This is a genomic window from Streptomyces sp. URMC 129 (genome assembly GCF_051386415.1).
Taxonomy (GTDB): Bacteria; Actinomycetota; Actinomycetes; order Streptomycetales; family Streptomycetaceae; genus Streptomyces.
Genome location: NZ_JBPQTQ010000008.1, coordinates 17,370 through 40,074 on the forward strand (window position 1 = coordinate 17,370; position 22,705 = coordinate 40,074).

Consider the following 22,705-nt stretch of genomic DNA (forward strand, 5'->3'; position numbering starts at 1 on the left):
GTGGGGAACCGGGGCACGCTGCCCGGCGTGTGCCGGCGTCGTGTCGGTTGGGAGTTCCCCTTGGACATCCGGCTCCTCGGTCCTCTGCACGTGCTCGCGGACGACGGCACGCCGCTGCCGGTGACCGCCCCCGGGCCGCGCGCCGTCCTCTCGGCGCTCGCGCTGCGGGCCGGGCGGGCCGTTCCGGCCGGTGAGCTGGCCGCACAGGTGTGGGGCGGCGAGCCGTCCGCCGGCGCGGGGCAGGCGCTGCGCGACGGCGTGGCCGGGCTGATCGCGGTGGTGCCCGGCGGGCGGATCCGCGAGGTGCCCGGCGGCTATCTGCTGCGGGCCGGCCGGGAGGAGACCGACCTCGGGCGGTTCCAGGACGCGCTGCGGCTCGCGCGCGAGCTGGCGGCGCGGGCGCCGGGCCGGGCCGTGGGCCTGCTGGACGAGGCGCTGGGGCTGTGGCGCGGGGCGCCGCTGGCCGATCTGGCGGAGTGCCCGCTGCGCGCCCGGGAACAGCCGCGGCTGGCGGAGCTGCGGCTCGTCGCCGTGGAGGAGCGTTTCGACCTGCTGCTGGCGCTGGGCGAGCACGCCGCGGTGGTGGACGACGTGGCGGCGGAGAGCGGCGCCCACCCGCTGCGGGAGCGCCTCATCCGGCAGGCGGTGATCGCCCGCCACCGCTGCGGCCGGACCGCCGAGGCGCTGACGGCCTACCGGAACGCCTGCGCGCGGCTGGCCGCGGCCGGTGCCGGGCCGAGCCCCGAGCTGCGCGATCTGGAGCGGGCGGTGCTGCGGGCCGATCCCCGGCCGGCGGCGCCGGCCGTGCGCCGCGCGGGCCCCGCCCGGCGGGAGCCGTCCGGGCCGACCGCCGCGTTCCCGCCGGGCACCGCCACGTTCGTCGCGCGCGGACGGGAGCTGGGCCGGATCCGGGGCTGGCTGACCCACGCGGTGGCCGGGCCCGCCGTCTGCCTGATCGACGGGCCGGGCGGGGTCGGCAAGTCGACGCTGGCGGTGCGCGCGGCCCGTGAGGTGGCGGACCGGTTCCCCGACGGCCTGCTCCACGTCGATCTGCGCGGCGCCGACCCGCGCGATCCGCCGCTGGACGCGCACGAGGCGCGGCTGCTGCTGCTGGCCGCCCTGGGCACGCCGGGCAGCGAGCTGCCGCGGGACCCGGCGGCGGCCGGGGCGTTCTACCGGGAGCAGCTCGCGGGCCGGCGGGTGCTGCTCCTGCTCGACAACGCGCTGGACGCCGGGCAGGTGGCGCCGCTGCTGCCGGCCGGGCCCGGCTCGGCGGCCCTGGTGACCAGCCGGACCCCGCTCACGGGGATCGGGCCCGGGCACCGTCTCCGCCTGGCGGCGCTGACCGTGGCGGAGGCCGTGACGTTCGTGCGGGCGATCGCGGGCGGGGCGGCGGAGCGCGGGACGCGGCGCGAGTGGGAGGAGCTGGTGACGCTGTGCGGGCGGCTGCCGCTGGCGCTGCGGATCGTCGCCACCCGGATGGCCGCCCGCCCGTGCCGGCGGGTGGCGGAGTGGACGGCCGTGCTGGCGGACGAGCGGCGGCGGACGGACGAGCTGACGGCGGACGACCTGGACGTGCGGGCCAGCCTGATGGTGAGCATCGACCAGCTCGCGGCGGGCACCGAGCCGGACCACCGGCTCGCGGCCGGGATGTTCCCGCTGCTGGGCGCGGCGGCGGTGCGCTCCTACAGCCCGGGGGCGGTGGCCGCGCTCGTCGGCTGCCCGGCGGGGGAGGCGCGGCGGGCGCTGGACCGGCTGACGGACGCGCAGATCGCGGGCAGTCCGCGGCCCGGCGTGTACACGCTGCACGATCTGGTGCGGTCCGCGGCGGCGTGGCAGGCCGCGCGGCTGCCCCGGGAGCGGGCGACGGGACGGCTGGCGGAGCTGGCCCGCTGGTATCTGGGCTCGCTGTACCGGGTGAACGAGCCGCTGGCGCTGCCGGAGCACTACCGCGGGCGGTACCGGGCGGGCGCCGGCCGCTTCCCGCGGGGGCGGCGGTTCACGTCGGTGGACGAGTCGCTGCCGTGGGTGGACGAGGTGCTGGAGGACGTGATCGCGCTGGCGCGGCAGCTGGCGGCGCCCGAGTACGACGCGGGGGAGGAGCTGGCCGGACGGCCGCTGTCGGCGTTCGCGCTGGAGAGCGTGCGGGCGCTGGAGACCTACTTCGGGACCCGGCTGAGCTGGCGGGGGCAGCGGCGGTTGTGCGAGATCACGCTCCAGGTCGGGGAGCGGCGCGGGGACCGCTTCGCGCAGGCGGTGGCGTACGGGCAGTTGGGCAAGGCGGCCGGGCAACAGGGCGACGGGATCAGGGGAGTCGAGCTGCTGCACCGGGGCATCGCGCTGTGCCGGTCCGTGGGGGAGCGGGCGGAGGCCCTGGCGATGACGCTCAACCTGGTGCCGTGCCTGGGGTCCGCGGGGAAGCTGGCGGAGGCGGTGGAGGTGGCGGAGCGGACGCTGGCCGAGGTGCGGGCGGCGGGCATCGAGGAGTTCCGCCCGCAGCTCGTCAACAACCTCGCCCGGTGCCACCTGTTCCTCGGCCACCACGCGAAGGCGCACGAGCTGCTGAGCCGGAACTACGAGTCGGCGCCGCTGCCGTACGAGCGGACCATCGCCGCCGGGGTGCTGGCCGAATACCACCTGGAGACCGGGGAGTTCGAGGAGGCGGCGCGCTGGTCGGGCCGGGCGCTGAGCCATGCCGCCGAGCAGCCCTTCGACCCGTTCGTGGTGGCGCAGCACCGCACCTGGCTGGCGGCGGCGCTGCGCGGGCTCGGCCGCGAGGAGGCGGCGCGGGCCGAGGAGACGCGGGCTCAGGCGGTCCTGCGGGACCTGAACAGCCGGGAGAACAGTCACCTGCGGGTGCGCGTCGACGAGAAGTACGCGATGTGAGAAGCCGCGTGCCCCGGTGCGGCGGGCGGAGAATGGGGCCATGGATCTCCGTATCTTCACCGAACCGCAGCAGGGCGCGACCTACGACACCCTTCTCTCCGTCGCCAGGGCTACCGAGGAGCTGGGGTTCGACGCGTTCTTCCGGTCCGACCACTACCTCAAGATGGGCGGGGTGGACGGGCTGCCCGGACCCACCGACGCCTGGATCACCCTCGCCGGGCTCGCCCGGGAGACCAGCCGCATCCGGCTCGGCACGCTGATGACGGCCGCCACGTTCCGGCTGCCGGGGGTGCTGGCCATCCAGGTCGCGCAGGTGGACGCGATGTCCGGCGGCCGGGTCGAACTCGGCCTGGGCGCCGGGTGGTTCGCGGCGGAGCACAGCGCGTACGGGATCCCGTTCCCCCGCGAGAAGTTCCCCCGGCTGGAGGAGCAGCTCGCCATCGTGACCGGGCTGTGGGAGACGCCGGTCGGGGAGACGTTCTCCTACGAGGGCGCCCACTACCGGCTCACCGACTCCCCGGCACTGCCCAAGCCCGCGCAGCGGCGGGTGCCGGTGCTGCTCGGCGGCATGGGCAAGGAGCGCACCCCGCGCCTGGCGGCCCGCTACGCCGACGAGTTCAACGCGCCGTTCGCCTCGGCCGAGGACAGCGCCGCCCAGTTCGACAGGGTGCGCCGGGCCGCCGAGGAGGCCGGCCGGAAGCCCGGCGACATCATCTGCTCGAACGCGCTCGTCGCCTGCGTCGGCCGGGACGACGCCGAGGTCGCCCGCCGCGCCGGGGCCATCGGCCGCGAGGTGGAGGAGCTGAAGCGGAACGGTCTGGCCGGTTCGCCCGAGGAGGTCGTGGAGAAGATCGGGCGCTACGCCGAGACCGGCTCGTCCCGGATCTACCTCCAGATCCTGGATCTGGACGATCTCGACCACCTGGAGCTGATCGCCGACCGGGTCCTGTCCCGGGTGCGGTGAGGGGCGAGGCGGCGGTGCGCGGGGACACCACGGTGCGGCGGGTGCGGCGGTGAGCGCGCCGCCGCTGGACCACCGGACCCTCGTCCTCGACGGGGGCCTGTCCAACCAGCTCGCGGCCCAGGGCTGCGACGTGTCGGGCCCGCTGTGGACGGCCCGGCTGCTGGCCGAGGACCAGGGGCAGGTGCGGGCGGCCCACGCCGCCTACGTGCGGGCCGGGGCGCGGGTGGTGATCACCGCCAGCTACCAGGCGTCGTTCGAGGGCTTCGCCCGCCGGGGCGTCGGACGGGCGGCGGCGGCGCGGCTGTTCGGGGACAGCGTGCGGCTGGCCCGCGAGGCGGGCGCGGAGTGGGTCGCCGCCTCGGTCGGCCCGTACGGCGCGGTGCTGGCCGACGGCAGCGAGTACCGGGGGCGGTACGGGCTGGGCGTCGCGGAGCTGGCCCGGTTCCACCGGCCCCGGGTGGCGGCGCTGGCCGCGGCCGGGCCCGATGTGCTGGCGCTGGAGACCGTGCCCGACGTGACGGAGGCGGAGGCGCTGCTGCGCGCCGCGCGCGGCTGCGGGATCCCGGTGTGGCTGTCGTACACCGTGGCCGGCGGTCGCACGCGCGCCGGGCAGCCGCTGGCCGAGGCGTTCGCGGTGGCGGCGGACGAGCCGCAGGTGATCGCCGCGGGGGTCAACTGCTGTTCCCCGGCCGAGGTCGCGGACGCGGTGGCGCTGGCGGCCGAGGTCACCGGCAAGCCGGTGGTGGCGTACCCGAACAGCGGCGAGGAGTGGGACCCGGCGGCGGGCCGCTGGCGCGGTCCCGGCACGTACGCGCCGGGCGCGGCCGTCGCCTGGCGCGCGGCGGGCGCGCGGCTGATCGGCGGCTGCTGCCGGGTGGGTCCGGAGCACATCGCGGCGGTCGCCGCGGCGCTGGCGGCGGGGCCCGCGGGATGACGGCGGGAAGTGGCCGGTGGTCTTCTGTGTGAAGTAGCCCACGAAGGCGGGCTGGTTGATAGCGTGCGCGCAGGTGATCGGGTGTCCTGAAGGAGGCCCTGGCATATGTCTCTGACCAGCTCATCCATGTCGATGGCGCCGAAAAACCGCTAGATTCAGCCGTGTTGCGGGCGTGTCGATTCGTCCGGTACGCGTGCAGTGCGGAGGCCAAGCAGCCAGGTGGCAGCCTCTGCCACGAACTTGAATCTTCACCGGTTGGTAGCTGAGGGGATACGCAACGCGACCGAAACTGTCCGGGTGCTGCTGGATTTCGGGCGATGTTCCGGCAGACTCCCGACAGGCACCGATACCTCCGCTGTGCAGGGCAGAGGTCCCGGAGCCTCCGGACGGATCCGCGCACCGGCACAGCAGCCTCCCCGCGTTGTCGCCGGTCGCGCGGTCCCTACGGATCGGCCGGAGTACGGTGGTCGCGTGCTGTGACGACCGCCCTGCGTCAGGGGACCGCCGAAGGCTCCTTCGTGAACCACGTTTCCGCAGAAGGCAATACACGAAGGAGCCATCCCCGTTGAGTACGTTCCTGACCGTCGCGCTGCTCCAGCTCGACCGTCCGGGCCATGACCTCGACGCCAACCGGGAGGCGGGCGAGGCCGCCTGCCGCCGCGCCAAGGCGCTGGGCGCCGACATCGCCCTCTTCCCCGAGATGTGGAGCAACGGCTACGCCTCGGCCGCCACCCCCGAGCAGGCCGAGGAGAACGTCTACCGCCACCCGGAGTTGTGGGAGGACGAGGAGCCGGTCGAGGTCCCCGGCCACCGCGACGCGTGGCACGGCGAACCCGTCGACCGGGACTCGCCGTTCGTCACCCACTTCCGCACGCTGGCGGCAGGGCTGGACATGGCCGTCGCCCTGACCTACCTGGAACGCCGGGACGGGCCACCGCGCAACACCGTCTCCCTCATCGACCGCCACGGCGACCTGGTCCTCACCCAGGCCAAGGTGCACACCTGCGCCTTCGCCTGGTCCGAGTCCACGCTGGAGCCGGGCGACTCCTTCGGGGTCGCCACCCTGGACACGGCCGTGGGTGACGTCGAGGTCGGCGCGATGATCTGCTACGACCGGGAGTTCCCCGAGAGCGCCCGCGCCCTGATGCTGGCGGGCGCCGAGCTGATCCTCACCCCGAACGCCTGCGACCTCGAACAGCACCGCATCGCCCAGTTCCGCACCCGCGCCTACGAGAACACGGTCGGTGTGGCGATGGCCAACTACGCGGGCCCGGGCTGGGGTCACTCGGTCGCCTTCGACGGCATGCCGTTCGACGAGGACGGCGACTATCGCGACACGCTGTGCGTGGAGGCGGGCGAACACCCCGGCGTGTACCCGGCGGTGTTCGACCTCGGCGCGCTGCGCGCCTACCGCCGCCGCGAGACGTGGGGCGACGCGTTCCGCCGGCCGTCCGCGTACGGGCGGCTGACCGACGGCGGCCCGCCGCGCGAGCCGTTCACCCGCGTCCGCCGGGACGGGCGCCCGCCGCGCCGGTAGGCCGCGTTGGCGCCCCGGCCGTTTCGGCCGGGGCGGGCAGGGGACCGGGCCGGTTCCCGGCGTCCGGCAGGACGCGCGGGCAGCCCGGCGGCGACCGCGCGGACGTCGGGCGGGTCGCGGGCGCCCGCGACGGCGAGCGTCGGCGCGGTGACGCGGGCCGGATTGATGGGGGCGTCGGGCCCCCGCGATGCCCCGGGCCGCCATCGGGACGCCGAACGCCCGGCGTCGCATCAGCGCCGCGCCATTGCCCGGGTGTCGCCGTGCCGTCCGCAGCACGTTCTCCCTTCGCCCAGCGCGCGCGGCGCGTCGCCCGGCCGGTGGCCGGGCGCTCTCGTGCTCAGCAGGGCCGGCGCGGCGATCCGGTCCGGCCACCGAGCGGCCGGCTTCAGCGCGCCCGCGCCGCCGGACGGCGAGCTGCCGACCGCCGTCCGCCGGATGCCGGGCGCGTCGAGGAGACCGGCCAGGTCGCCGCGTCGCGGTACGGCCCGTCCGCCACCGGGTGTCACCCGAGCCGCGGACGTCGCGGCGCGTCGGGCGACAGCCGCCGCCGCGGGTCCCGCATCCGGCGGTCACCCACCGAGGCGTGCGGGCGGCAGCCCCGGTGCCCGCCGCCCCACGGGCTCCCGCCCCGAGGGCATTGGACCGGAGCGCTCCGCTCCGATAGCATCGGTACATGACAACCTCCGTCGCCCACCGCGCCCGCCCCAACGCGCTCCTGGCCGCATTGCTGGTCTCGGTCGGCTCCTACACGCTCATGCAGACGATGGTCGTCCCGGCGCTGCCGGTGCTGACCGAGAAGCTGGAGACGGACACCGGCACGGCGGCCTGGCTGATCACCGCCTTCCTGCTGGGCTCCGCCGTCCTCACCCCCGTGATCAGCGCCCTCGGCGACCGCTTCGGACACCGCCGGATGCTGCTCGTCACGCTGCTCGCCTTCCTGGCGAGCACGGCAGGCGCCGCGGCGGCGCCCAACGTCGAGACCCTGATCGCCATGCGCGCGGCGGAGGGCGTCAGCATGGCGATGCTGCCGCTCGCCCTGGCGATCATCCGCGAGTCCATGCCCCCGGAGCGGATCGCCGCCAGCTTCGGCGTCACCGCCGCCATGCTCGGCGGCGGCGCGGGCCTCGGCCTCCTCGTCGGCGGCCTCATCATCGAGGACTTCTCCTGGCGCTGGATGTTCGGCTTCGAGGCCGTGCTGATCGTCGTGGCCGCCGCGCTCGTCATGCGGTTCGTGCCGGAGACCCCGCGCCGTCCGGGCGCCGCCGACCGGGGCGTGGACGTGCTCGGCGCGGTCCTGCTGGCGGGCGCCCTGTCGCTGCTCCTGCTCGGCATCACGCAGGGCGACGCGTGGGGCTGGACCTCGCCCGGCCTGCTCGGCCTCTTCGCCGGCTCGCTCGCGCTCTTCGCCGTCCTGGTCGTCGTGGAGAACCGGCAGGCCGACCCGCTGGTGGACCTGCGGCTCTTCGCCCACCCGCCGATGCTGGTCACCAATCTCGCGTCGCTGCTCCTCGGCGTCGTGCCGTTCTTCTTCTACGTGCTGCTGCCGCTCCTGCTCCAGATGCCCGGTGAGATTGCGGAGTACGGACAGGGCCACTCGGTGGTCGAGTCCGGCCTGCTGCTGCTCCCCGCCTCCGTGTGCACCATGGCCGCCGGCGGCGCCACGGCCCCGCTCCAGGCCCGGTTCGGGCCGCGGGCGCCGCTGTTCGCCGCGATGATCCTCATGACGGCCGGCGCGGTGACGACCGCCCTGTGGCACGGCGGCACCTTCGAACTCGCCGCGCTCTTCTGCCTGGTGGGCGCCGGATCGGGCTTCGGCTTCGCCGCCCTGGCCGACCTGGTGGCGTCCATCGTGCCCCGCCAGGAGCTGGCCGCGGGCAACGGCCTCAACACGGTCGTCCGCACCGTCGGCAGCGCCATCGGCAGCCAGGCCGCCGCCGCCCTGCTGGAGGCCAGGACGATCGCGGACACCGGCATTCCCTCCGAGAGCGCGTTCACCTCGGGATTCTGGCTCGCCGCGGCGCTGGGCGCGGTCGGTATCGTTCTCGTCGCCGTGCTGCGTCCCCGCGCCTACCGTTCGGGACCGGCGCCCACGGCCACGCCGTCCCGGCCGCAGGGGGCGGCCACCCACTGACGGATGGACGAGCGGAGTCGGAGTCACCCATGCGCACCGAGCCCCCCAGGCCCCCGAGGGGACGACAGAAGGAGGCCGGCCGCAACGACGAACGGCTCCTGCGAGCCGCGCGGCAGGTCTTCGCCGACGTCGGCTGGGACGCCCCGGTCTCGCTGATCGCCCGCCGGGCCGGGATCGGCATGGGCAGCCTGTACCGCCGCTACGGCAGCAAGGAGGACCTGGTCCGGCGCATCCAGCTCGTGGGCATGGCCCGGCTCACCGAACTGGCCGAGGAGACGGGCGCGCTCCCCGATCCCTGGGAAGCGTTCGCGCAGTTCATGCGCCGGGCCCTGCGGCCGGACAACGACGGCGGCATGCTCTCGATCGTCGGCGGCCGGCTCGCGGCCACCCCGGAGATCGACGCCGCCGCCGAGCGGCTGCGGGTCGCGGTGGACGCCCTGGTCCAACGGGCCCAGGCGGCGGGCGCGTTGCGCGACGACGTGACCGTCGGGGACGTGATGCTCAGCCTCGACCACCTCAACGCGCGCCTGCCGGCCACGACCGAGCGGATCGAGCAGCTGCACCGGCGGTACGTGGACCTGCTGCTCGACGGGCTGCGCGCGCCCGCCCCCCGGCCGCTGCCCGGACCGGCCCCGAGCTGGACCGAGTTGAAGAGCATGTGGCACGCGGGACCGGTTGAGGACGACGCGGAGACCGAGGCTGACTGACGTGCCGCCACCCATGTGGTGCTGTCGTGGAGTGTCCGGGCTCCACGGCTGCCTGCGGCCCGTACACCGCCGGGGACCTGCCCCGTGATCCGGACGTCACACCCGGTTGTTACGCTGCGCGGATGGCCTCGGTGCTGCTTCTCCTGGACGTGCAGAAGAACATGCTGTTGCCGCCCGCCCCCGTGCTGGGCGCGGAGGCGGTCTCCGCCGCGATCGGCGACCTCCTGGACCGGGCCCGCGCGGCCGGCTCCCTCGTCGTCCACCTCCGCAACTGCGGGGCGGTCGGCGATCCCGACGAACCCGGCACCCCCGGCTGGGAGTTGGTCCACGAGACGCGCGACGGCGAGCCCGTCGTCGACAAGCGGGAGCCCGACGCCTTTGCCGGGACCCGGCTGGCATCGCTGATCCCGGCCGGTTCCGGGATCGTGGTGGCGGGCCTGCAGAGCGAGTTCGGCGTGCGGGCCACGGCGCGCGCCGCGCTGGACCGGGGACACCGGGTGGTGCTGGTGCGCGGCGCGCACGGGACGTACGAGGCGCGGGTGCCGCGCGAGACGGAGGCGGAGCTGCGGGCGGCCGGGGTCACGGTCGCGGACCCGGAGGCCGTGCGGTTCGAGAAGTCCGTGACCGGCGCCGGGGGATGACCGGCGCGCGGACGGCGGGGCCCGGTCAGGCCAGGATGTCGAACGCCTGCCCGGTGCCGTCCGGGTCCGCGGACCGGGCCCGCAGGGCGTACTGCCGGGATCCGGTGTAGCCGTTCTCCATGGCCACGAAGAGGCCGTTGGTCCGCGCCTGGAGGACGTAGTGCCCGGTGGCGTCGTTGAACCACACGGCGAACCGTTCCCACCCGCCGATGCCGCTCGACCTGGCCCGCAGCAGCGCCTGGTCGGTGCCCGTCCAGCTCTTCTCCACGGTCACGTACCGGCCGTTGGCGGCCGAGCGGAGGGCGTAGGACTCCGAGGCGTTCTCCCAGTCGAACCAGAACTTCTCCCACGAGCCGCTCGCGGCCTCGGACCGGGCCCGCAGCAGACCGGTGTACGGCGACGGGTAGTTCACCTCCGTCGAGACGTACCGGCCGTTCCGCACGGACCGCAGCCGGTACGGTCCCTCGGTGTTGTCCACCGCCAGGGTGGTGACGCCGCCGGTGCGCGTCCCCAGCCCCGGGCCCCGGACCAGGGTCCAGCCGGCCGGCGCGGGCCGCCCGCCGGCGGCGGTCCCCCGGCCGGTGCCCGCCACCGCCGTTCCCGTGGCGGAGGCCGCCAGCAGGCCGCCCAGGGGCAGGGCGAACACGCTCCTGCGCGTCACATTCGGTGTCACAGTCAGTCGTCCTTCGGTCGTCGTCGCGTCGCGGCGGACGACGGCCCGGTGAGGCGGCCGGACAGGCGCCGCGCGATGGTCGTGGCGCGAGACACCGGCCCGCGCGCCGCCGGAAGGGCGGCGGTCACGGGCGCGTCGGCGACGAACGGAAGCCTCCTGGCCCCCCACGGCCCCCGTCGCCCGCGGTGACACCGGACGCACGCCCGGGGCCGGTTGGTCGGACCGGCCGCCCCGGGTGACGGCACCGCGCACGGGGGTCAGTGTAGGGCGCGGGCTGACGGAGCGTGTCCGGTTCCCCGCGAAAGGTGCCCGGCCGCCGGCCGGGCGGCTCAGACCACCGCCCAGCCCGCGAGGGCCGCCGCGATCCCGAGCCCGCCGCAGGCCAGCAGGGTGCCGACCACGCCCCGGCGCAGCGCCAGCAGCGCCACGGCCGCCAGGCCCAGCACGGCGAACTGCCAGGCGTGCTCCAGAGCCAGCGCGAGCGGCACCGCCGAGCCGCAGATGGCGCCGATCACGGCGGGGCCCGCGCCGCTGAAGAACGCCTGCACGGCGGGCGCCGAGCGGATCCGCTCGAAGTGCCCGGCGCCCAGGGCGATCAGCAGGAACGACGGCCCGAACGCGACGGCCGCGGCCAGGAGTCCGCCGCCGAGACCGCCCGCCGCCCAGCCGACGACCGCCACCGTCTGGACCACGGGCCCCGGCGTGATCTGCCCGAGCGCCACCGCGTTGAGGAACTCGCCGTCGGTCATCCAGCCGTGGCCGTCCACCGCGTCCGACCGCATCAGCGGGATGATCACGAACCCGCCGCCGTAGGAGAGCGCGCCGACCTTGAAGGCCACCCACGTCAGCGCCGAGAGCGAGGCCGCCGCCGCGGTGACCGGCAGCGCCGCGAGCAGCGCCCACAACCGGACGCCGCCGCCGCGCTGTTCGCGCGCCCCGGCGGGCGCGGGGGACCCGGCCGCGCGGGCCCGCCGCACCCCGCCGACCGCCAGCTCGGCCAGCCCGGCGCCGAGCAGCACCAGCACCAGCCACGGCCCGAGCAGCACGGCCGCGACCCCGCCCGCGGTCAGGTAGCACGCCCACCGCGCCCGCGCGGCACGGCCCGTCGCGCGCCGCAGGCTGTCCGGCACCATCGCCGTCCCCGCCTGCGCCGCCACCGCCGCCACGGCCGAACCGGCCCCCGCCGCCGCGCCGTTGACCCAGCCCGGCGGGTCCCCGGCGAGGAAGAGCGCGGCCAGCGCCAGGATCAGGAGCAGCCCCGGCACGATGAAGCAGAAGCCGCCCACCAGCGCGCCCCACGCGCCGCGCAGCCACCACGCGGTGAGGATCGCGAGCTGGGTCGAGGCCGGTCCCGGCAGCAGGTTGGTCGCCGCGATGCCGTCCTCGAAGTCGCGCGCGGAGAACCACTTCTCGCGCCGCACGCACAGCTCCCGCAGCAGCGCGATGTGGGTGGGCGGCCCGCCGAACCCGAGCATCCCGATCCGGCCCCACTCCCTGGCGACGGTGCTGAGCGGCACGGCGGGCCGGGGCTGGGACACGACAGACTCCTGGGGCGGTCGGGGCGCACGGGACGGGGGAGGCGCGCGGGACGTCACGACGCCCGCGACCCTATCCCCGTCCGGTGAACGCCCGATGGCGCGGACCGGACCCCGGCCCCCGACACGGTCAGCCGAGCGTGGCGACCATCAGCGCCTTGATGGTGTGCAGCCGGTTCTCCGCCTGGTCGAAGACGACCGAGTGCGGCGACTCGAAGACCTCGTCGGTGACTTCGAGGGAGTCCAGCCCGTGCGTGGCGTGGATCTCGCGGCCCACCCGCGTGCCGAGGTCGTGGAAGGCGGGCAGGCAGTGCAGGAACCGCACGTCCGGGTTGCCGGTCGCGCGCAGCACGTCCATGCCCACGGCGTACGGCTTCAGCAGCGCGATCCGCTCGTCCCACACCTCCTTGGGCTCGCCCAGCGAGACCCAGACGTCGGTGGCCACGAAGTCCGCGCCGCGCACCCCCTCGGCCACGTCCTCGGTGAGGGTGATCCGGGCGCCGGTCCCGGCGGCGAGCCGGGCGGCCTCGGCGCGCACCGACGGCTCCGGCCACAGCGACTCGGGCGCGACGATCCGCACGTCCATGCCGAGCAGCGCGCCGGTGACCAGGTACGAGTTCCCCATGTTGTTGCGGGCGTCGCCGAGGTAGGCGAAGGCGATCCACTCCAGCGGCTTGGCGCTGTGCTCGGTCATGGTGAGCACGTCGGCCAGCATCTGGGTGGGGTGCCAGTCGTCGGTCAGGCCGTTGTAGACCGGGACCCCGGCGTGGGCGGCCAGCTCCTCGACGGTCCGCTGGGCGCTGCCCCGGTACTGGATGGCGTCGAACATCCGGCCCAGCACGCGGGCGGTGTCCCGCGTCGACTCCTTGTACCCGAGGTGGGAGCCGGCCGGGTCGAGATAGGTGGTGGCGGCACCCTGGTCGGCGGCGGCCACCTCGAACGCGCAGCGGGTGCGCGTCGAGCTCTTCTCGAAGATCAGCGCGATGTTCTTCCCCGCCAGGCGGCGGACCTCCGTGCCGTCCCGCTTGGCGGCCTTCAGCGTGGCCGCCAGATCGGTCAGGGAGCGGAACTCCTCGGGGGTGAAGTCGAGCTCCTTGAGAAAGTGGCGGCCCGTGAGCTCTGTCGCCATGGCGGCTCCGTAGGTGCGTCGCTCGGGATGGTCTGAAATTGTATACGTCATCCTACATGATTATGCAAGGGTGGAGATCGGCCACCGGAGGTACGGTGATCCTCGCGGGGACCGGCGAAGGAGGGGGCACCGGCATGCGGACGCATGTGGACCAGCGGCACGGGCGCGTTCTCGAACTCGTGCGCTCCCGGGGCAGCTTGCGCGTCGCGGACCTCGCCCGTGAGCTGGGCGTCTCGCCCGTCACCGTTCGCCGCGACGTCGAGGCGCTGGCCGCCCAGGGGCGGTTGCGGCGGCTGCACGGCGCGGTCGTGTGGCCCGGCGCCGAGGCGGTCAGGACCGTGCCGGTGCTCGGCATGGTGGTCCCCGGCCCCGAGCGGTACTTCGCGGAGCTGGTGCGCGGCGTCCAGGAGGCGGTGGGCGCGCGCGACGGGCGGCTGGTCGTCGGCCTCTCCCACCACGACCCGGACGAGGACGCCCGCCAGGTCGCCAGGCTGCTGGAGACCGGGGCCCAGGGCCTGCTGCTGGTGCCCGCCTGGCCCGACGGGACGCCCCCGCCCGGCGAGGCGAAGCGGCTGACCGCCACCGGCGTGCCCACCGTGCTCGTGGACCGGGCGACGCCGCCCGGCAGCCCGCTGGACGCGCTGGACTCGGTCCGCTCGGACCACGTGCGCGGCGCGGCCCACGCCGTCCGGCACCTCGCCGCCCTCGGGCACCGCCGCGTCGCCCTGGTGCTGCGCGACGACCCGACCGCGCCGCAGGTGGCCGAGGGGTACGCCGCCGGGATCGCCGCCTGCGGACTCGACGGCGGGCCGCGCCCGGTGACGCTCGGCCGGGACGGCGCCCCGGCCGCCATCGAGAAGGCGGTGGACCGGCTCTGCGAGGACCGCGACCGGCACGGGCTGCGAGCCGCCCTGGTCCACGACGACCAGGTGGCGCTCGGCGTGCTGCAACGGCTGCGGCAGCGCGGCCTCCGGGTGCCGGAGGACTTCGCGCTGATCGCCTACGAGGACGGCCTGGCGGCGCTGGCCGACGTCCCGCTGACCGCCGTGGCCCCGCCCCGCCACGCGGTGGGCGAGGCCGCCGCCCACCTCCTGCTCGACCGCCTGACGGACCCGGCCCACGAGCGGGACCCGGCCGACGCGCCGCCCCCGCAGCGGATGGCGCTCGTGCCCCGCCTCACCGTCCGGCACTCGACCGGCTGACCCGGGGCGGCTCAGCGGACCGGGTCCCGCTCGACCGGGCAGCTCATGCAGCGCGGCCCGCCCCGGCCCCGGCCCAGCTCGCTGCCCGGGATCTCCAGCACCTCGAACCCCTGGTCGCGCAGGTACGTGTTGGCCGTGACGGTCCGCTCGTAGGCCACGACCACGCCGGGCTCCAGGGCCAGCACGTTGCAGCCGTCGTCCCACTGCTCGCGCTCCGCCGAGCGCACGTCCTGCACGGGGGTCAGCACCCGGATCCGGTCCAGCCCGAGCGCGGCGGCGATGGCCCGGTGCATGTGTTCCGGCGGGTGGTCGGTGACCTTCAGTTCCTGCCCGTCCGCGCCCGGCTCGATGGTGTACGAGCGGAGCATGCCCAGGCCCGCGTACTGCGTGAACGTTTCCCCGTCGACCATCGTCAGCACCGTGTCCAGATGCATGAACGCCCGCCGCTTCGGCAGGTCCACGGCCACGATGGTGCGCGCCGAGCCCGCCTCGAACAGGCGCCGGGCCAGCAGCTCCACCGCCTGCGGCGTGGTCCGCTCGCTCATCCCGACCAGCACCGCGCCGTTCCCGATGACCAGCACGTCGCCGCCCTCGATCGTGGACGGGTGCGCACCCTGCCCCTCCGCCCACAGGTGGAACGGGCCCGCCCCGGGGCCGGTGAACAGCGGGTGGTGGCCGTACACCGCCTCGAAGTGCACGGTCTCCCGCCGCCGGGCCGGCCAGCGCATCGCGTTGATCGCCACCCCGTCGTACACCCAGGCGGAGGCGTCCCGCGCGAACAGGTGGTTGGGCAGCGGGTGCAGCAGGAAGTCGTCCGGCTCCATCACGTGGAACCGCATGGAGGGGGGCTCCTCGTGCCGCTCCAGGAACTCCCGCTTCGTCATCCCGCCGATCAGCGCCTCGGCCAGCTCCCCGGTCGGCAGCGCGTCGAACACCGCCCGCAGCCGGTCGGTGGCCAGCGGCCCGTACTCCCGCTCGTCGAAGACCCGGTCCAGCACCAGGGCGCGCGCGGCCGGGATGTCCAGGCTCCGCGCGAGCAGCTCCCCGAACAGGTGCACCTCGACGCCCCGCGCGCGCAGCAGCCCGGAGAAGACGTCGTGCTCCTGCTGCGCGCGGCGCACCCACAGCACGTCGTCGAAGAGCAGCTCGTCCTTGTTGGTCGGCGTGAGCCGCTTCAGTTCGAGTCCCGGGCGGTGCAGGATGACGCGCCGCAGCCGCCCGGTCTCCGAATCGACATGGAAGGTCATAGGCCCATTCTGGCCGCCGTCCCCTACAGGCGCGGGTCCACCGGCTCCGACTCCAGCGCCAGCACCGCGAACACCGCCTCGTGCACGCGCCACAGCGGCTCGCCGTCGGCCAGCCGGTCCAGGGCCTCCAGGCCGAGGGCGTACTCGCGCAGCGCCAGGGACCGCTTGTGGCCCAGGTGGCGGTCGCGCAGCCGGGCCAGGTGCTCGGGACGCGTGTACTCCGGGCCGTAGATGATCCGCAGATACTCCCGGCCCCGGCACTTGATGCCCGGCTGGACCAGGCGGCCGTCCGCGCCCCGCACATACGCCTCGCGCGGCTTGACGACCATGCCCTCGCCGCCGGCCGCGGTCAGGTCCAGCCACCACCGCACGCCGGACTCCACCGAGGCCGGGTCGCCGGTGTCCACGGTCAGGCGGCGGGTCGTGGCGAGGAACGGCTCGCGCTCCACCATCCGGTCGATCAGCGCGAGCTGCCGGTCGTGCGGCAGCGCGGCCAGCGAGCGGCCCTCGGCGGCCAGCAGCGCGAACGGCGCCAGGCGCATCCCCGTCACGCCGTCCACCGGCCAGCAGTACGCCCGGTACGCGGCGGTGAACGCCGCCGCGTCCGCCGCCCGGCCGCGCTGCCGCCCGGCGAGCGCCCCGATGTCCACGCCGCGCGCCCCGGCCGCGTCCAGCGCCGCCAGCACCCCGGGAAACGCGGCCCGCGCCGCCGCGCCCACCGCCGCGTACTGGCCGCGCAGCAGCCCGCCCGCCTTCAGCGACCAGGGCATGATCTCCGCGTCCAGCACCAGCCAGTCCGTGGTCAGCTCCGCCCACAGCCCCGCCGCGTCCACGGCCGCCGCGAGCCGCCGCAGCACCGCGCCCGTCGTCTCCTCGTCGTCGAAGAACGGGCGGCCGGTGCGGGTGTGGACCGCGCCCCAGGTGCCGGGCGGCGCGTCGAACCGCTTGACGGCCACTTCCGGGTCCCGGCACACCAGCGCGACGGCGCGCGAGCCCATGTGCTTCTCCTCGCACAGCACGTCGCGCACGCCCGCCTCGCGGTAGGCGGCGAACGCCTCGGCCGGGTGCTCCAGATAGCCCTCCTCGGCGGAGGTGGCGCACGGCGCCATCGTCGGCGGCAGGTACGTCAGCAGCCGGGGGTCGACGGCGAAGCGGCTCATGACCTCCAGGGCCGCCGCCGCGTTCTCCTCCCGGACCGAGATGCGCCCGGCGTGCCGGGTGGTCACCACGCGGCGGCCCGCCACGTCGCCCAGGTCGAGCGGGCGGCCGTCCGAGCCGCCTGGCGCGCGCGGCGCCAGCGGGCGGACCGGCTCGTACCAGACCCGTTCGGCCGGGACGTCCACCATGTCGCGCTCCGGCCACCGCAGCGCGGTCAGGGCGCCGCCGAAGACACACCCCGTGTCCAGGCAGAGGGTGTTGTTGATCCAGGCGGCGCGGGGCACCGGCGTGTGGCCGTACACGACGGCGGCGGCACCCCGGTACTCCTCGGCCCACGGGTAGCGGACCGGCAGCCCGAACTCGTCCGTCTCGCCCGTCGTCTCGCCGTACAGGGCGTGCGAGCGGACCCGGCCCGAGGTGCGGCCGTGGTACTTCTCCGGCAGCCCGGCGTGGCTGACCACCAGCCGCCCGCCGTCCAGCACGTAGTGGCTGATCAGCGAGTCGATGAACTCCGCGACGCGCGCCCGGAATCCCGGATCGGTCCCGTCCTCGCGCGCCAGCTGCTCGACCGTCTCGGCCAGGCCGTGCGTGAGCCGGACCGTGCGGCCCTTGAGGTGCCGGGCCAGCTTGTTCTCGTGGTTGCCCGGCACGCACAGCGCGGTACCGGCCGCCACCATGCCCATCACCAGCCGCAGCACGCCGGGGGAGTCGGGGCCGCGGTCGACCAGGTCACCGACGAACACGGCCGTGCGGCCCTCCGGGTGGCGGGCGCCGACCGCACGGCCCCGGCCGTCGCGCTCGATCGCGTAGCCCAGCGGCCCGGCCAGCAGCGTCTCCAGCTCGGCGCGGCAGCCGTGCACGTCGCCGATGATGTCGAACGGGCCGGTGAGGTGCCGCAGATCGTTGTAGCGGCGGGTCAGCCGGACGGTGGCGGCGGCCACCTCCTCCTCGCCGCGCAGCACGTGCACGGTGCGGAACCCCTCGCGCTCCAGACCGCGCAGCGAGCGCCGCAACTCCCGCCGCTGGCGCGGGATGACGTGCGCGGGCATGCTCGCCCGCTCGGCGCGGGCGGCGTTGCGGTCGGCGCACACCCGCTCGGGGACGTCCAGCACGATCGCCACCGGCAGCACGTCATGCGCGCGGGCCAGCTCCACGAGCTGACGGCGGGCCTCGCGCTGGACGTTGGTGGCGTCCACGACGGTCAGCCGCCCGGCGGCGAGCCGCTTGCCGACGATGTAGTGCAGCAGCTCGAACGCCTCGGGCGTGGCGCTCTGGTCGTTCTCGTCGTCGGCGACGATGCCCCGGCAGGCGTCGGAGGAGACGACCTGGGTGGGCAGGAAGTGCCGGGCGGCGAACGTGGACTTGCCCGAGCCGGTGGTGCCGATCAGCACCACGAGCGACAGGTCGGGAACGGCGAGGTCCGTCATGCGGCGGCCTCCTGCGGCGCGCGGGTGAACAGGGCGAGCTGGGTGGGCGGGCCCACCTCGGGGTCCTCGGGCCCGACGGGCCTGAACTCGACGGTGTAGCGGTGCCGTTCGGCGACTCCCGTAGCCCAGGCCCGGAACCGGGGGCGGGACCACTCGAAGCGGTGGTCGGCGTGGCGGAACTCCCCGGCGGGCAGCGACTCCCAGCGGGAGTTGTACTCGGCGTTCGGGGTGGTCACCACGACCGCGCCGGGCCGCGCCGAGCCGAACACGGCGTACTCCAGGGCGGGCAGCCGCGGCGGGTCCACATGCTCGATGACCTCGCTGAGCACCGCCGCGTCGTACCCCGCGAGGCGGTCGTCGGTGTACATCAGCGAGCCCTGCATCAGGGTGAGCCGCTCCCGCTGCCGCTCGGACATCCGGTCGGTGCGCAGCCGCCGGGCGGCGGCCTGCAGGGCGCGCACCGAGACGTCCATGCCGACGACCTCGGTCAGCGCGTGGTCCTTCAGCAGCGCGTCGAGCAACTGCCCACCGCCGCAGCCGAGGTCGAGCACGCGGGTGGCGCCGGTCTCGCGGATCGCCGCGGTGATCGCGGCACGCCGCTGGACGGCCAGCGGCACCGGGGCGTGCTCGGTGTCGGACTCGTCGTCCACGGCGTTGTCCAGCTCCTCGGCCTCGGCGTCGTCGGCCTGGGCGAGCCGGGCCAGCTCCAGACGGCTGAGGGCCTGCCGGGTCAGGGCCGCGCGGTGGGCCAGATAGCGGCCGACGATCAGGTTCTGCTCGGGGTGGCCCGCGAGCCAGCCGTCGCCCGCGCGCAGCAGCTTGTCCACCTCCTCGGCCGTGATCCAGTAGTGCTTGGCGGCGTCGAGGACCGGCAGCAGGACGTAGAGCTGGCGCAGCGCGGCCGACACCGTGGCGGTGCCGGTCAGGGCCAGCCGGACGTACCGGGAGTCGCCCCAGTCCGGGAACTCCTCGTCCAGCGGCACCGGTTCGGCCTCGACGGCCCAGCCCAGCGGCTCGAACAGCCGCCGCACGGTGTCCACTCCGCCGCGCGCCGGGAGCGCCGGCACCTCGACGCGCAACGGCAGGGCCCGGCCCGGCAGGTCCGGCCGGGCCGCGCACAGGCCGCGCAGCGCGGTGCGGAAGACCTGGCCGAGGGCCACCGCGAGCAGCGACGAGGCCGCGTACGGGCGGTCGTTGACATACTGCGCCAGCGTCGCGTCGGGCGCGGCACCGCGCCCGCGCCCCCGGTTGCGCACCAGCGCCACGGGGTCGACGTCGAGGAGCAGCGCCGCCGTGCACCGCTCGGCGTCCGCCTCGGGGTAGAACACGTGGGCGGGCCCGGCGGAGGTGGTGAACTCCTGCGCCTTGTCCGGGTGTTTGTGCAGCAGGAAGCCGAGGTCGGTCGCGGGCCGCCCGGCGCCGCCGGTGGCGGATATCGTCAGGAACACCCGCTTGAGTATGGCCGGGGCCGGCCCGTTCGCCCACCGCTTTACGGCCACCTGTTTCGTCCCGCCTCTTCTTCACGGCTTCCCGACGCCGGGTCCGCTTCCGGCGGCGCCCGGTGGGCAGAAGCCCTCCGTGAACGAGTCCGTGAACGAGGACGGGCGACCCACCGCGGCGGCACGCCGGCGCTTCATCGGCCCGGGGCTCGTGGTCGCGGCGACCGGTGTGGGCGCGGGCGACCTGATCGCCACCGCCGTGGCGGGCGGCCGGTACGGCTACACGCTGCTGTGGGCGGCCGTGCTCGGCTGCCTGGTCAAGATCTCCCTGGCGGAGGCCACCGGCCGCTGGCACCTGGCCACCGGCACCACGCTGTTCGAGGGCTGGCGCTCGCTCGGCCGGTGGACCGTCTGGTACTTCGGCGTCTACATCGCCGTCTGGGGCTTCGTGTACGGCGCGACCGCCATGTCCGCCAGCGCCCTGCCGCTCGTCGCGCTCTTCCCCGGCGGGCCGTCGCTGCGCGCCTGGGGCATGGCGTGCGGGCTGCTGGGCCTGCTCTGCGTCTGGTTCAACCGCTACGCCGTCGTGGAGAAGCTGATGACGGCCTTCGTCGGCGTGATGTTCGTGGTCGTCGTCGGCATCGCGATCCGCGTCGGCCCGGACGCGGGCGCCCTGGCGGCCGGGCTGGTGCCGGTGCTGCCGGACGGCTCGGTCCTCTACACGCTCGGCCTGGTCGGCGGCGTCGGCGGCACCATCACGCTGGCCGCCTACGGGTACTGGGTGACCGCGAAGGGCTGGCGGGGCCCGGCCTGGATCCCGGTGATGCGGCTGGACAACCGCGTCGCCTACGCCACCACCGGCCTGTTCGTGGTGGCCATGCTCGTCATCGGCGCCGAACTGCTGCACGCCGCCGACCTCGCGCTGGCGACCGGCGACCGGGGGCTGCTGGACGTGGGGGAGGTGCTGGAGGACCGCTTCGGCACGGTCACCGCGCACCTCTTCCTGGTCGGCTTCTTCGCCGCCTCCTTCAGCTCCGTGATCGGCGTCTGGCACGGCGTGAGCCTGCTGTTCACGGACTTCGTCGCCCGCGACCACCCCGAGCCCGAGCGCTCCGGCCCGTTCCGCGCGTACCTGCTGTGGCTGACGTTCCCGCCGATGGCGCTGCTCTTCCTCGACGAGCCGGTCGGCCTGATCCTCACCTACGGGGTGCTCGGCGCGTTCTTCATGCCCTTCCTGGCGCTGACCCTGCTGTGGCTGCTCAACACCGGCCGGGTGCCCGGCGGATGGCGCAACGGCCCGCTGAGCAACGTGATGCTGCTCGGGTCCGGCGTGCTCTTCACCGCGCTGTGCGTCCAGCAGATCCGTGAGCTGCCCTGGTGACGCTCAGCGCTCGTCCCACCACCGGTCGTCGGGCTCCCGCCGGTTCGCCGCGATCGCCGCGACGGGCGGGATCGCCGCCGCGACCAGGCACATGGCGATGGCCAGCGGCACCGACCACAGCCGCACGAAGCCCCACGCGCTGACGAAGAGCACCAGGCAGACGGCCATCAGCACGAAGTAGCGGCGCCGGCGTCGCTCGTACACATGTCCAGCCTAATCGCCGACGGGCCGAGGCTCATCCGCCGCGCGCTCGTCGAAGCGGGCCCGGGCGGCGACGATCGCGTCGATGTGCTCCTCGGACCATGCGGTGATCCCCGCGATCAGGCGGCCGACGCCCATGCCGAGCGCGGTCAGCCGGTACTCCACGCGCGGCGGAACGGTCGGGTAGACCGCCCGGGTGAGCAGCCCGTCCCGCTCCAGCGCGCGCAGCGTCCGGGTGAGCATCTTCTGCGTGATCCCGTCCAGCCGGCGGCGCAGGGCGTTGAACCGCACCGGCCGGCCGTCCTCCAGGGCGACCAGCACCAGCATCGTCCACTTGCCGGCGATCAGCTCCAGCACGGTCCGGGTCGGGCAGTCCCGCAGGAAGACGTCGACGCCGCCGTATTTCCTCAGGTCGAAGCCGGTATCCACAAGGGACCTGAATACCAGAAAAGTGCCTGCTTTCCCATGGGTACCACCGGACCGCAGGATGGGTACCGAGCACGGACCGAACCCGAGGAGCCAGCCATGCCCGCCCGTATGCACGCCGTCGTCCAGCACGCCTTCGGCGGCCCCGAGGTGCTGGAGTACACCGAGACCGACGTCCCGGACCCGGGCCCGGGGGAGGTGCTGGTCCGGGTCGGCGCCGCCGCCGTCAACCCCGGTGACGCGGTGATCCGTTCCGGCCGCGTGCCGGGCCTGCTGACCCCGCCGTTCACGCTCGGCACCGACGTGTCGGGCGTGGTGGAGCGCGTCGGGCCGGGCGTGACCGCCTTCGCGCCGGGCGACGAGGTGTACGGGATGCTGCCGGTCGGCCCGCGCGGCGCGTACGCGGAGTTCACGGCGGTCGCGGCGGACGCCCTGGCACCGAAGCCGCCGGGCCTGGACCACGTCCGGGCCGCGGCCGTGCCGCTCGCCGCCCTCACCGCCTGGCAGGCCGTGGCCGTCCTCGCCGACGCCGGCCCCGGCCACCGCCTCCTGATCCACGCGGCGGCCGGCGGCGTCGGCCACGTCGCGGTCCAGCTGGCCCGGGAGCGGGGCGCACACGTGGTGGCCACGGCCCGGGCGGCGAAGCACGACTTCCTGCGCGGGCTCGGCGCGGACGAGCTGATCGACTACACGGCGGCGGACTTCCGCACCGCGACGGAACCGGTCGACACCGTCCTGGACCTGGTGGGCGGCGCGTACGGTCCGCGTTCCCTGGACATCCTCAGGCCCGGCGGCCTGCTGATCGGCGCCGCGATCGACCCCGGCACCGACGAGAAGGAGGCCGAGCGGCGCGGCCTGCGCTACACCTGGGTGACGGCCGCCCCCTCCGGCGCCACGCTGGGGGAGATCACCACCCGCGTGGAGACCGGCCGCCTCCGCGTGACGGTGGACCGCGCCTTCCCCCTCTCCCGGGCCTTTGAGGCCCACCGCGCGATCGAGGAGAAGCGCACCACGGGCAAGCTGGTTCTGATCCCCTGACCACAGCCCCGGCCACAGCCCGGACCGCTCCGCCCGGTGGAGCCGTAAT

19 protein-coding genes are annotated in these 22,705 nt (G+C 75.4%); 10 read left to right on the forward strand and 9 right to left on the reverse strand.

Annotated features, from left to right (window positions below; genetic code table 11):
• Window positions 1-60: 60 nt before the first annotated feature.
• The 4 genes from ACSNOC_RS03180 to ACSNOC_RS03195 all read left to right on the forward strand — a co-directional run bounded on the left by ACSNOC_RS03180 (window position 61) and on the right by ACSNOC_RS03195 (window position 6,321).
• Window positions 61-2,886, forward strand: a complete 2,826-nt coding sequence (locus tag ACSNOC_RS03180; RefSeq protein ID WP_436745653.1) for a BTAD domain-containing putative transcriptional regulator — start codon at window positions 61-63, stop codon at window positions 2,884-2,886.
• Between the two features lie 40 nt (window positions 2,887-2,926).
• Window positions 2,927-3,850 (forward strand): LLM class F420-dependent oxidoreductase, encoded by a 924-nt coding sequence (locus ACSNOC_RS03185; protein WP_436745654.1) that lies wholly within the window; start codon window positions 2,927-2,929, stop codon window positions 3,848-3,850.
• A gap of 49 nt (window positions 3,851-3,899) precedes the next feature.
• Window positions 3,900-4,784: a homocysteine S-methyltransferase gene (mmuM, locus tag ACSNOC_RS03190; RefSeq protein WP_436745655.1), complete on the forward strand. Its 885-nt coding sequence runs from the start codon at window positions 3,900-3,902 to the stop codon at window positions 4,782-4,784.
• A gap of 565 nt (window positions 4,785-5,349) precedes the next feature.
• Entirely contained in the window at window positions 5,350-6,321 is a 972-nt protein-coding gene (locus ACSNOC_RS03195) for a carbon-nitrogen hydrolase family protein (RefSeq protein WP_436745656.1), read from the forward strand.
• Between the two features lie 230 nt (window positions 6,322-6,551).
• Here ACSNOC_RS03195 and ACSNOC_RS03200 read toward each other — a convergent pair whose 3' ends face one another.
• Window positions 6,552-6,827 carry a hypothetical protein gene (locus ACSNOC_RS03200; protein WP_436745657.1) on the reverse strand — a complete coding sequence of 92 codons (276 nt, stop codon included), beginning with the start codon at window positions 6,825-6,827 and terminating at the stop codon, window positions 6,552-6,554.
• 167 nt (window positions 6,828-6,994) lie between these two features.
• Between ACSNOC_RS03200 and ACSNOC_RS03205 the strand changes: the two genes are divergently transcribed.
• The 3 genes from ACSNOC_RS03205 (at window position 6,995) to ACSNOC_RS03215 (ending at window position 9,800) form a co-directional block, all read left to right on the forward strand.
• Window positions 6,995-8,452: an MFS transporter gene (locus ACSNOC_RS03205; protein ID WP_436745658.1), complete on the forward strand. Its 1,458-nt coding sequence runs from the start codon at window positions 6,995-6,997 to the stop codon at window positions 8,450-8,452.
• Between the two features lie 29 nt (window positions 8,453-8,481).
• Entirely contained in the window at window positions 8,482-9,159 is a 678-nt protein-coding gene (locus ACSNOC_RS03210) for a TetR family transcriptional regulator (protein WP_436745659.1), read from the forward strand.
• A 122-nt stretch (window positions 9,160-9,281) separates the two neighbouring features.
• The gene (locus ACSNOC_RS03215) at window positions 9,282-9,800 is read left to right on the forward strand and encodes an isochorismatase family protein (RefSeq protein ID WP_436745660.1); all 519 of its coding nucleotides are present in this window, start codon (window positions 9,282-9,284) and stop codon (window positions 9,798-9,800) included.
• A gap of 25 nt (window positions 9,801-9,825) precedes the next feature.
• On the opposite strand, the gene ACSNOC_RS03220 is transcribed toward ACSNOC_RS03215, so the two are convergent.
• The 3 genes from ACSNOC_RS03220 to argF all read right to left on the reverse strand — a co-directional run bounded on the left by ACSNOC_RS03220 (window position 9,826) and on the right by argF (window position 13,137).
• On the reverse strand, window positions 9,826-10,473 hold the full coding sequence (locus ACSNOC_RS03220) for a fascin domain-containing protein (RefSeq protein WP_436745661.1): 648 nt from the start codon (window positions 10,471-10,473) through the stop codon (window positions 9,826-9,828).
• 329 nt (window positions 10,474-10,802) lie between these two features.
• Complete coding sequence (gene chrA / locus ACSNOC_RS03225; protein ID WP_436745662.1) at window positions 10,803-12,011, reverse strand: chromate efflux transporter; 1,209 nt, start codon at window positions 12,009-12,011, stop codon at window positions 10,803-10,805.
• A gap of 127 nt (window positions 12,012-12,138) precedes the next feature.
• Window positions 12,139-13,137 carry an ornithine carbamoyltransferase gene (gene argF, locus ACSNOC_RS03230; protein ID WP_436745663.1) on the reverse strand — a complete coding sequence of 333 codons (999 nt, stop codon included), beginning with the start codon at window positions 13,135-13,137 and terminating at the stop codon, window positions 12,139-12,141.
• A gap of 134 nt (window positions 13,138-13,271) precedes the next feature.
• Between argF and ACSNOC_RS03235 the strand changes: the two genes are divergently transcribed.
• Window positions 13,272-14,339: a LacI family DNA-binding transcriptional regulator gene (locus tag ACSNOC_RS03235; RefSeq protein WP_436745664.1), complete on the forward strand. Its 1,068-nt coding sequence runs from the start codon at window positions 13,272-13,274 to the stop codon at window positions 14,337-14,339.
• Between the two features lie 11 nt (window positions 14,340-14,350).
• Here ACSNOC_RS03235 and ACSNOC_RS03240 read toward each other — a convergent pair whose 3' ends face one another.
• From ACSNOC_RS03240 to ACSNOC_RS03250, 3 genes are read right to left on the reverse strand one after another with little or no spacing between them, the layout of a single operon-like run.
• Entirely contained in the window at window positions 14,351-15,586 is a 1,236-nt protein-coding gene (locus tag ACSNOC_RS03240; protein ID WP_436745665.1) for an arginine deiminase, read from the reverse strand.
• Between the two features lie 23 nt (window positions 15,587-15,609).
• The gene (locus ACSNOC_RS03245) at window positions 15,610-18,171 is read right to left on the reverse strand and encodes a polynucleotide kinase-phosphatase (RefSeq protein ID WP_436745666.1); all 2,562 of its coding nucleotides are present in this window, start codon (window positions 18,169-18,171) and stop codon (window positions 15,610-15,612) included.
• Window positions 18,168-19,619, reverse strand: a complete 1,452-nt coding sequence (locus ACSNOC_RS03250) for a 3' terminal RNA ribose 2'-O-methyltransferase Hen1 (RefSeq protein ID WP_436745667.1) — start codon at window positions 19,617-19,619, stop codon at window positions 18,168-18,170. The genes ACSNOC_RS03245 and ACSNOC_RS03250 overlap by 4 nt, the downstream gene beginning before the upstream one ends.
• Before the next feature lie 130 nt (window positions 19,620-19,749).
• On the opposite strand from ACSNOC_RS03250, the gene ACSNOC_RS03255 reads away from it, so the two are divergent.
• Entirely contained in the window at window positions 19,750-20,991 is a 1,242-nt protein-coding gene (locus ACSNOC_RS03255; RefSeq protein WP_436745668.1) for an Nramp family divalent metal transporter, read from the forward strand.
• Window positions 20,992-20,994: 3 nt separating this feature from the next.
• On the opposite strand, the gene ACSNOC_RS03260 is transcribed toward ACSNOC_RS03255, so the two are convergent.
• Together ACSNOC_RS03260 and ACSNOC_RS03265 are read right to left on the reverse strand one after the other, a co-directional pair.
• On the reverse strand, window positions 20,995-21,195 hold the full coding sequence (locus tag ACSNOC_RS03260) for a DUF3099 domain-containing protein (protein WP_436745669.1): 201 nt from the start codon (window positions 21,193-21,195) through the stop codon (window positions 20,995-20,997).
• 9 nt (window positions 21,196-21,204) lie between these two features.
• A complete protein-coding gene (locus tag ACSNOC_RS03265; protein WP_436745670.1) occupies window positions 21,205-21,621 on the reverse strand; it encodes a winged helix-turn-helix transcriptional regulator in 417 nt (138 codons plus the stop codon).
• 96 nt (window positions 21,622-21,717) lie between these two features.
• On the opposite strand from ACSNOC_RS03265, the gene ACSNOC_RS03270 reads away from it, so the two are divergent.
• A complete protein-coding gene (locus ACSNOC_RS03270) occupies window positions 21,718-22,656 on the forward strand; it encodes an NADP-dependent oxidoreductase (protein WP_436745671.1) in 939 nt (312 codons plus the stop codon).
• Window positions 22,657-22,705: the final 49 nt, after the last annotated feature.

Bases quoted from the DNA above. Each gene is read 5' to 3' on its own strand.
- ACSNOC_RS03235 (WP_436745664.1), top strand. From the start codon at position 13,272: ATGCGGACGCATGTGGACCAGCGGCACGGGCGCGTTCTCGAACTCGTG.
- ACSNOC_RS03270 (WP_436745671.1), top strand. From the start codon at position 21,718: ATGCCCGCCCGTATGCACGCCGTCGTCCAGCACGCCTTCGGCGGCCCC.
- ACSNOC_RS03210 (WP_436745659.1), top strand. From the start codon at position 8,482: ATGCGCACCGAGCCCCCCAGGCCCCCGAGGGGACGACAGAAGGAGGCC.
- ACSNOC_RS03240 (WP_436745665.1), bottom strand. From the start codon at position 15,586: ATGACCTTCCATGTCGATTCGGAGACCGGGCGGCTGCGGCGCGTCATC.
- ACSNOC_RS03205 (WP_436745658.1), top strand. From the start codon at position 6,995: ATGACAACCTCCGTCGCCCACCGCGCCCGCCCCAACGCGCTCCTGGCC.
- ACSNOC_RS03185 (WP_436745654.1), top strand. From the start codon at position 2,927: ATGGATCTCCGTATCTTCACCGAACCGCAGCAGGGCGCGACCTACGAC.
- argF (WP_436745663.1), bottom strand. From the start codon at position 13,137: ATGGCGACAGAGCTCACGGGCCGCCACTTTCTCAAGGAGCTCGACTTC.
- ACSNOC_RS03245 (WP_436745666.1), bottom strand. From the start codon at position 18,171: ATGACGGACCTCGCCGTTCCCGACCTGTCGCTCGTGGTGCTGATCGGC.
- ACSNOC_RS03215 (WP_436745660.1), top strand. From the start codon at position 9,282: ATGGCCTCGGTGCTGCTTCTCCTGGACGTGCAGAAGAACATGCTGTTG.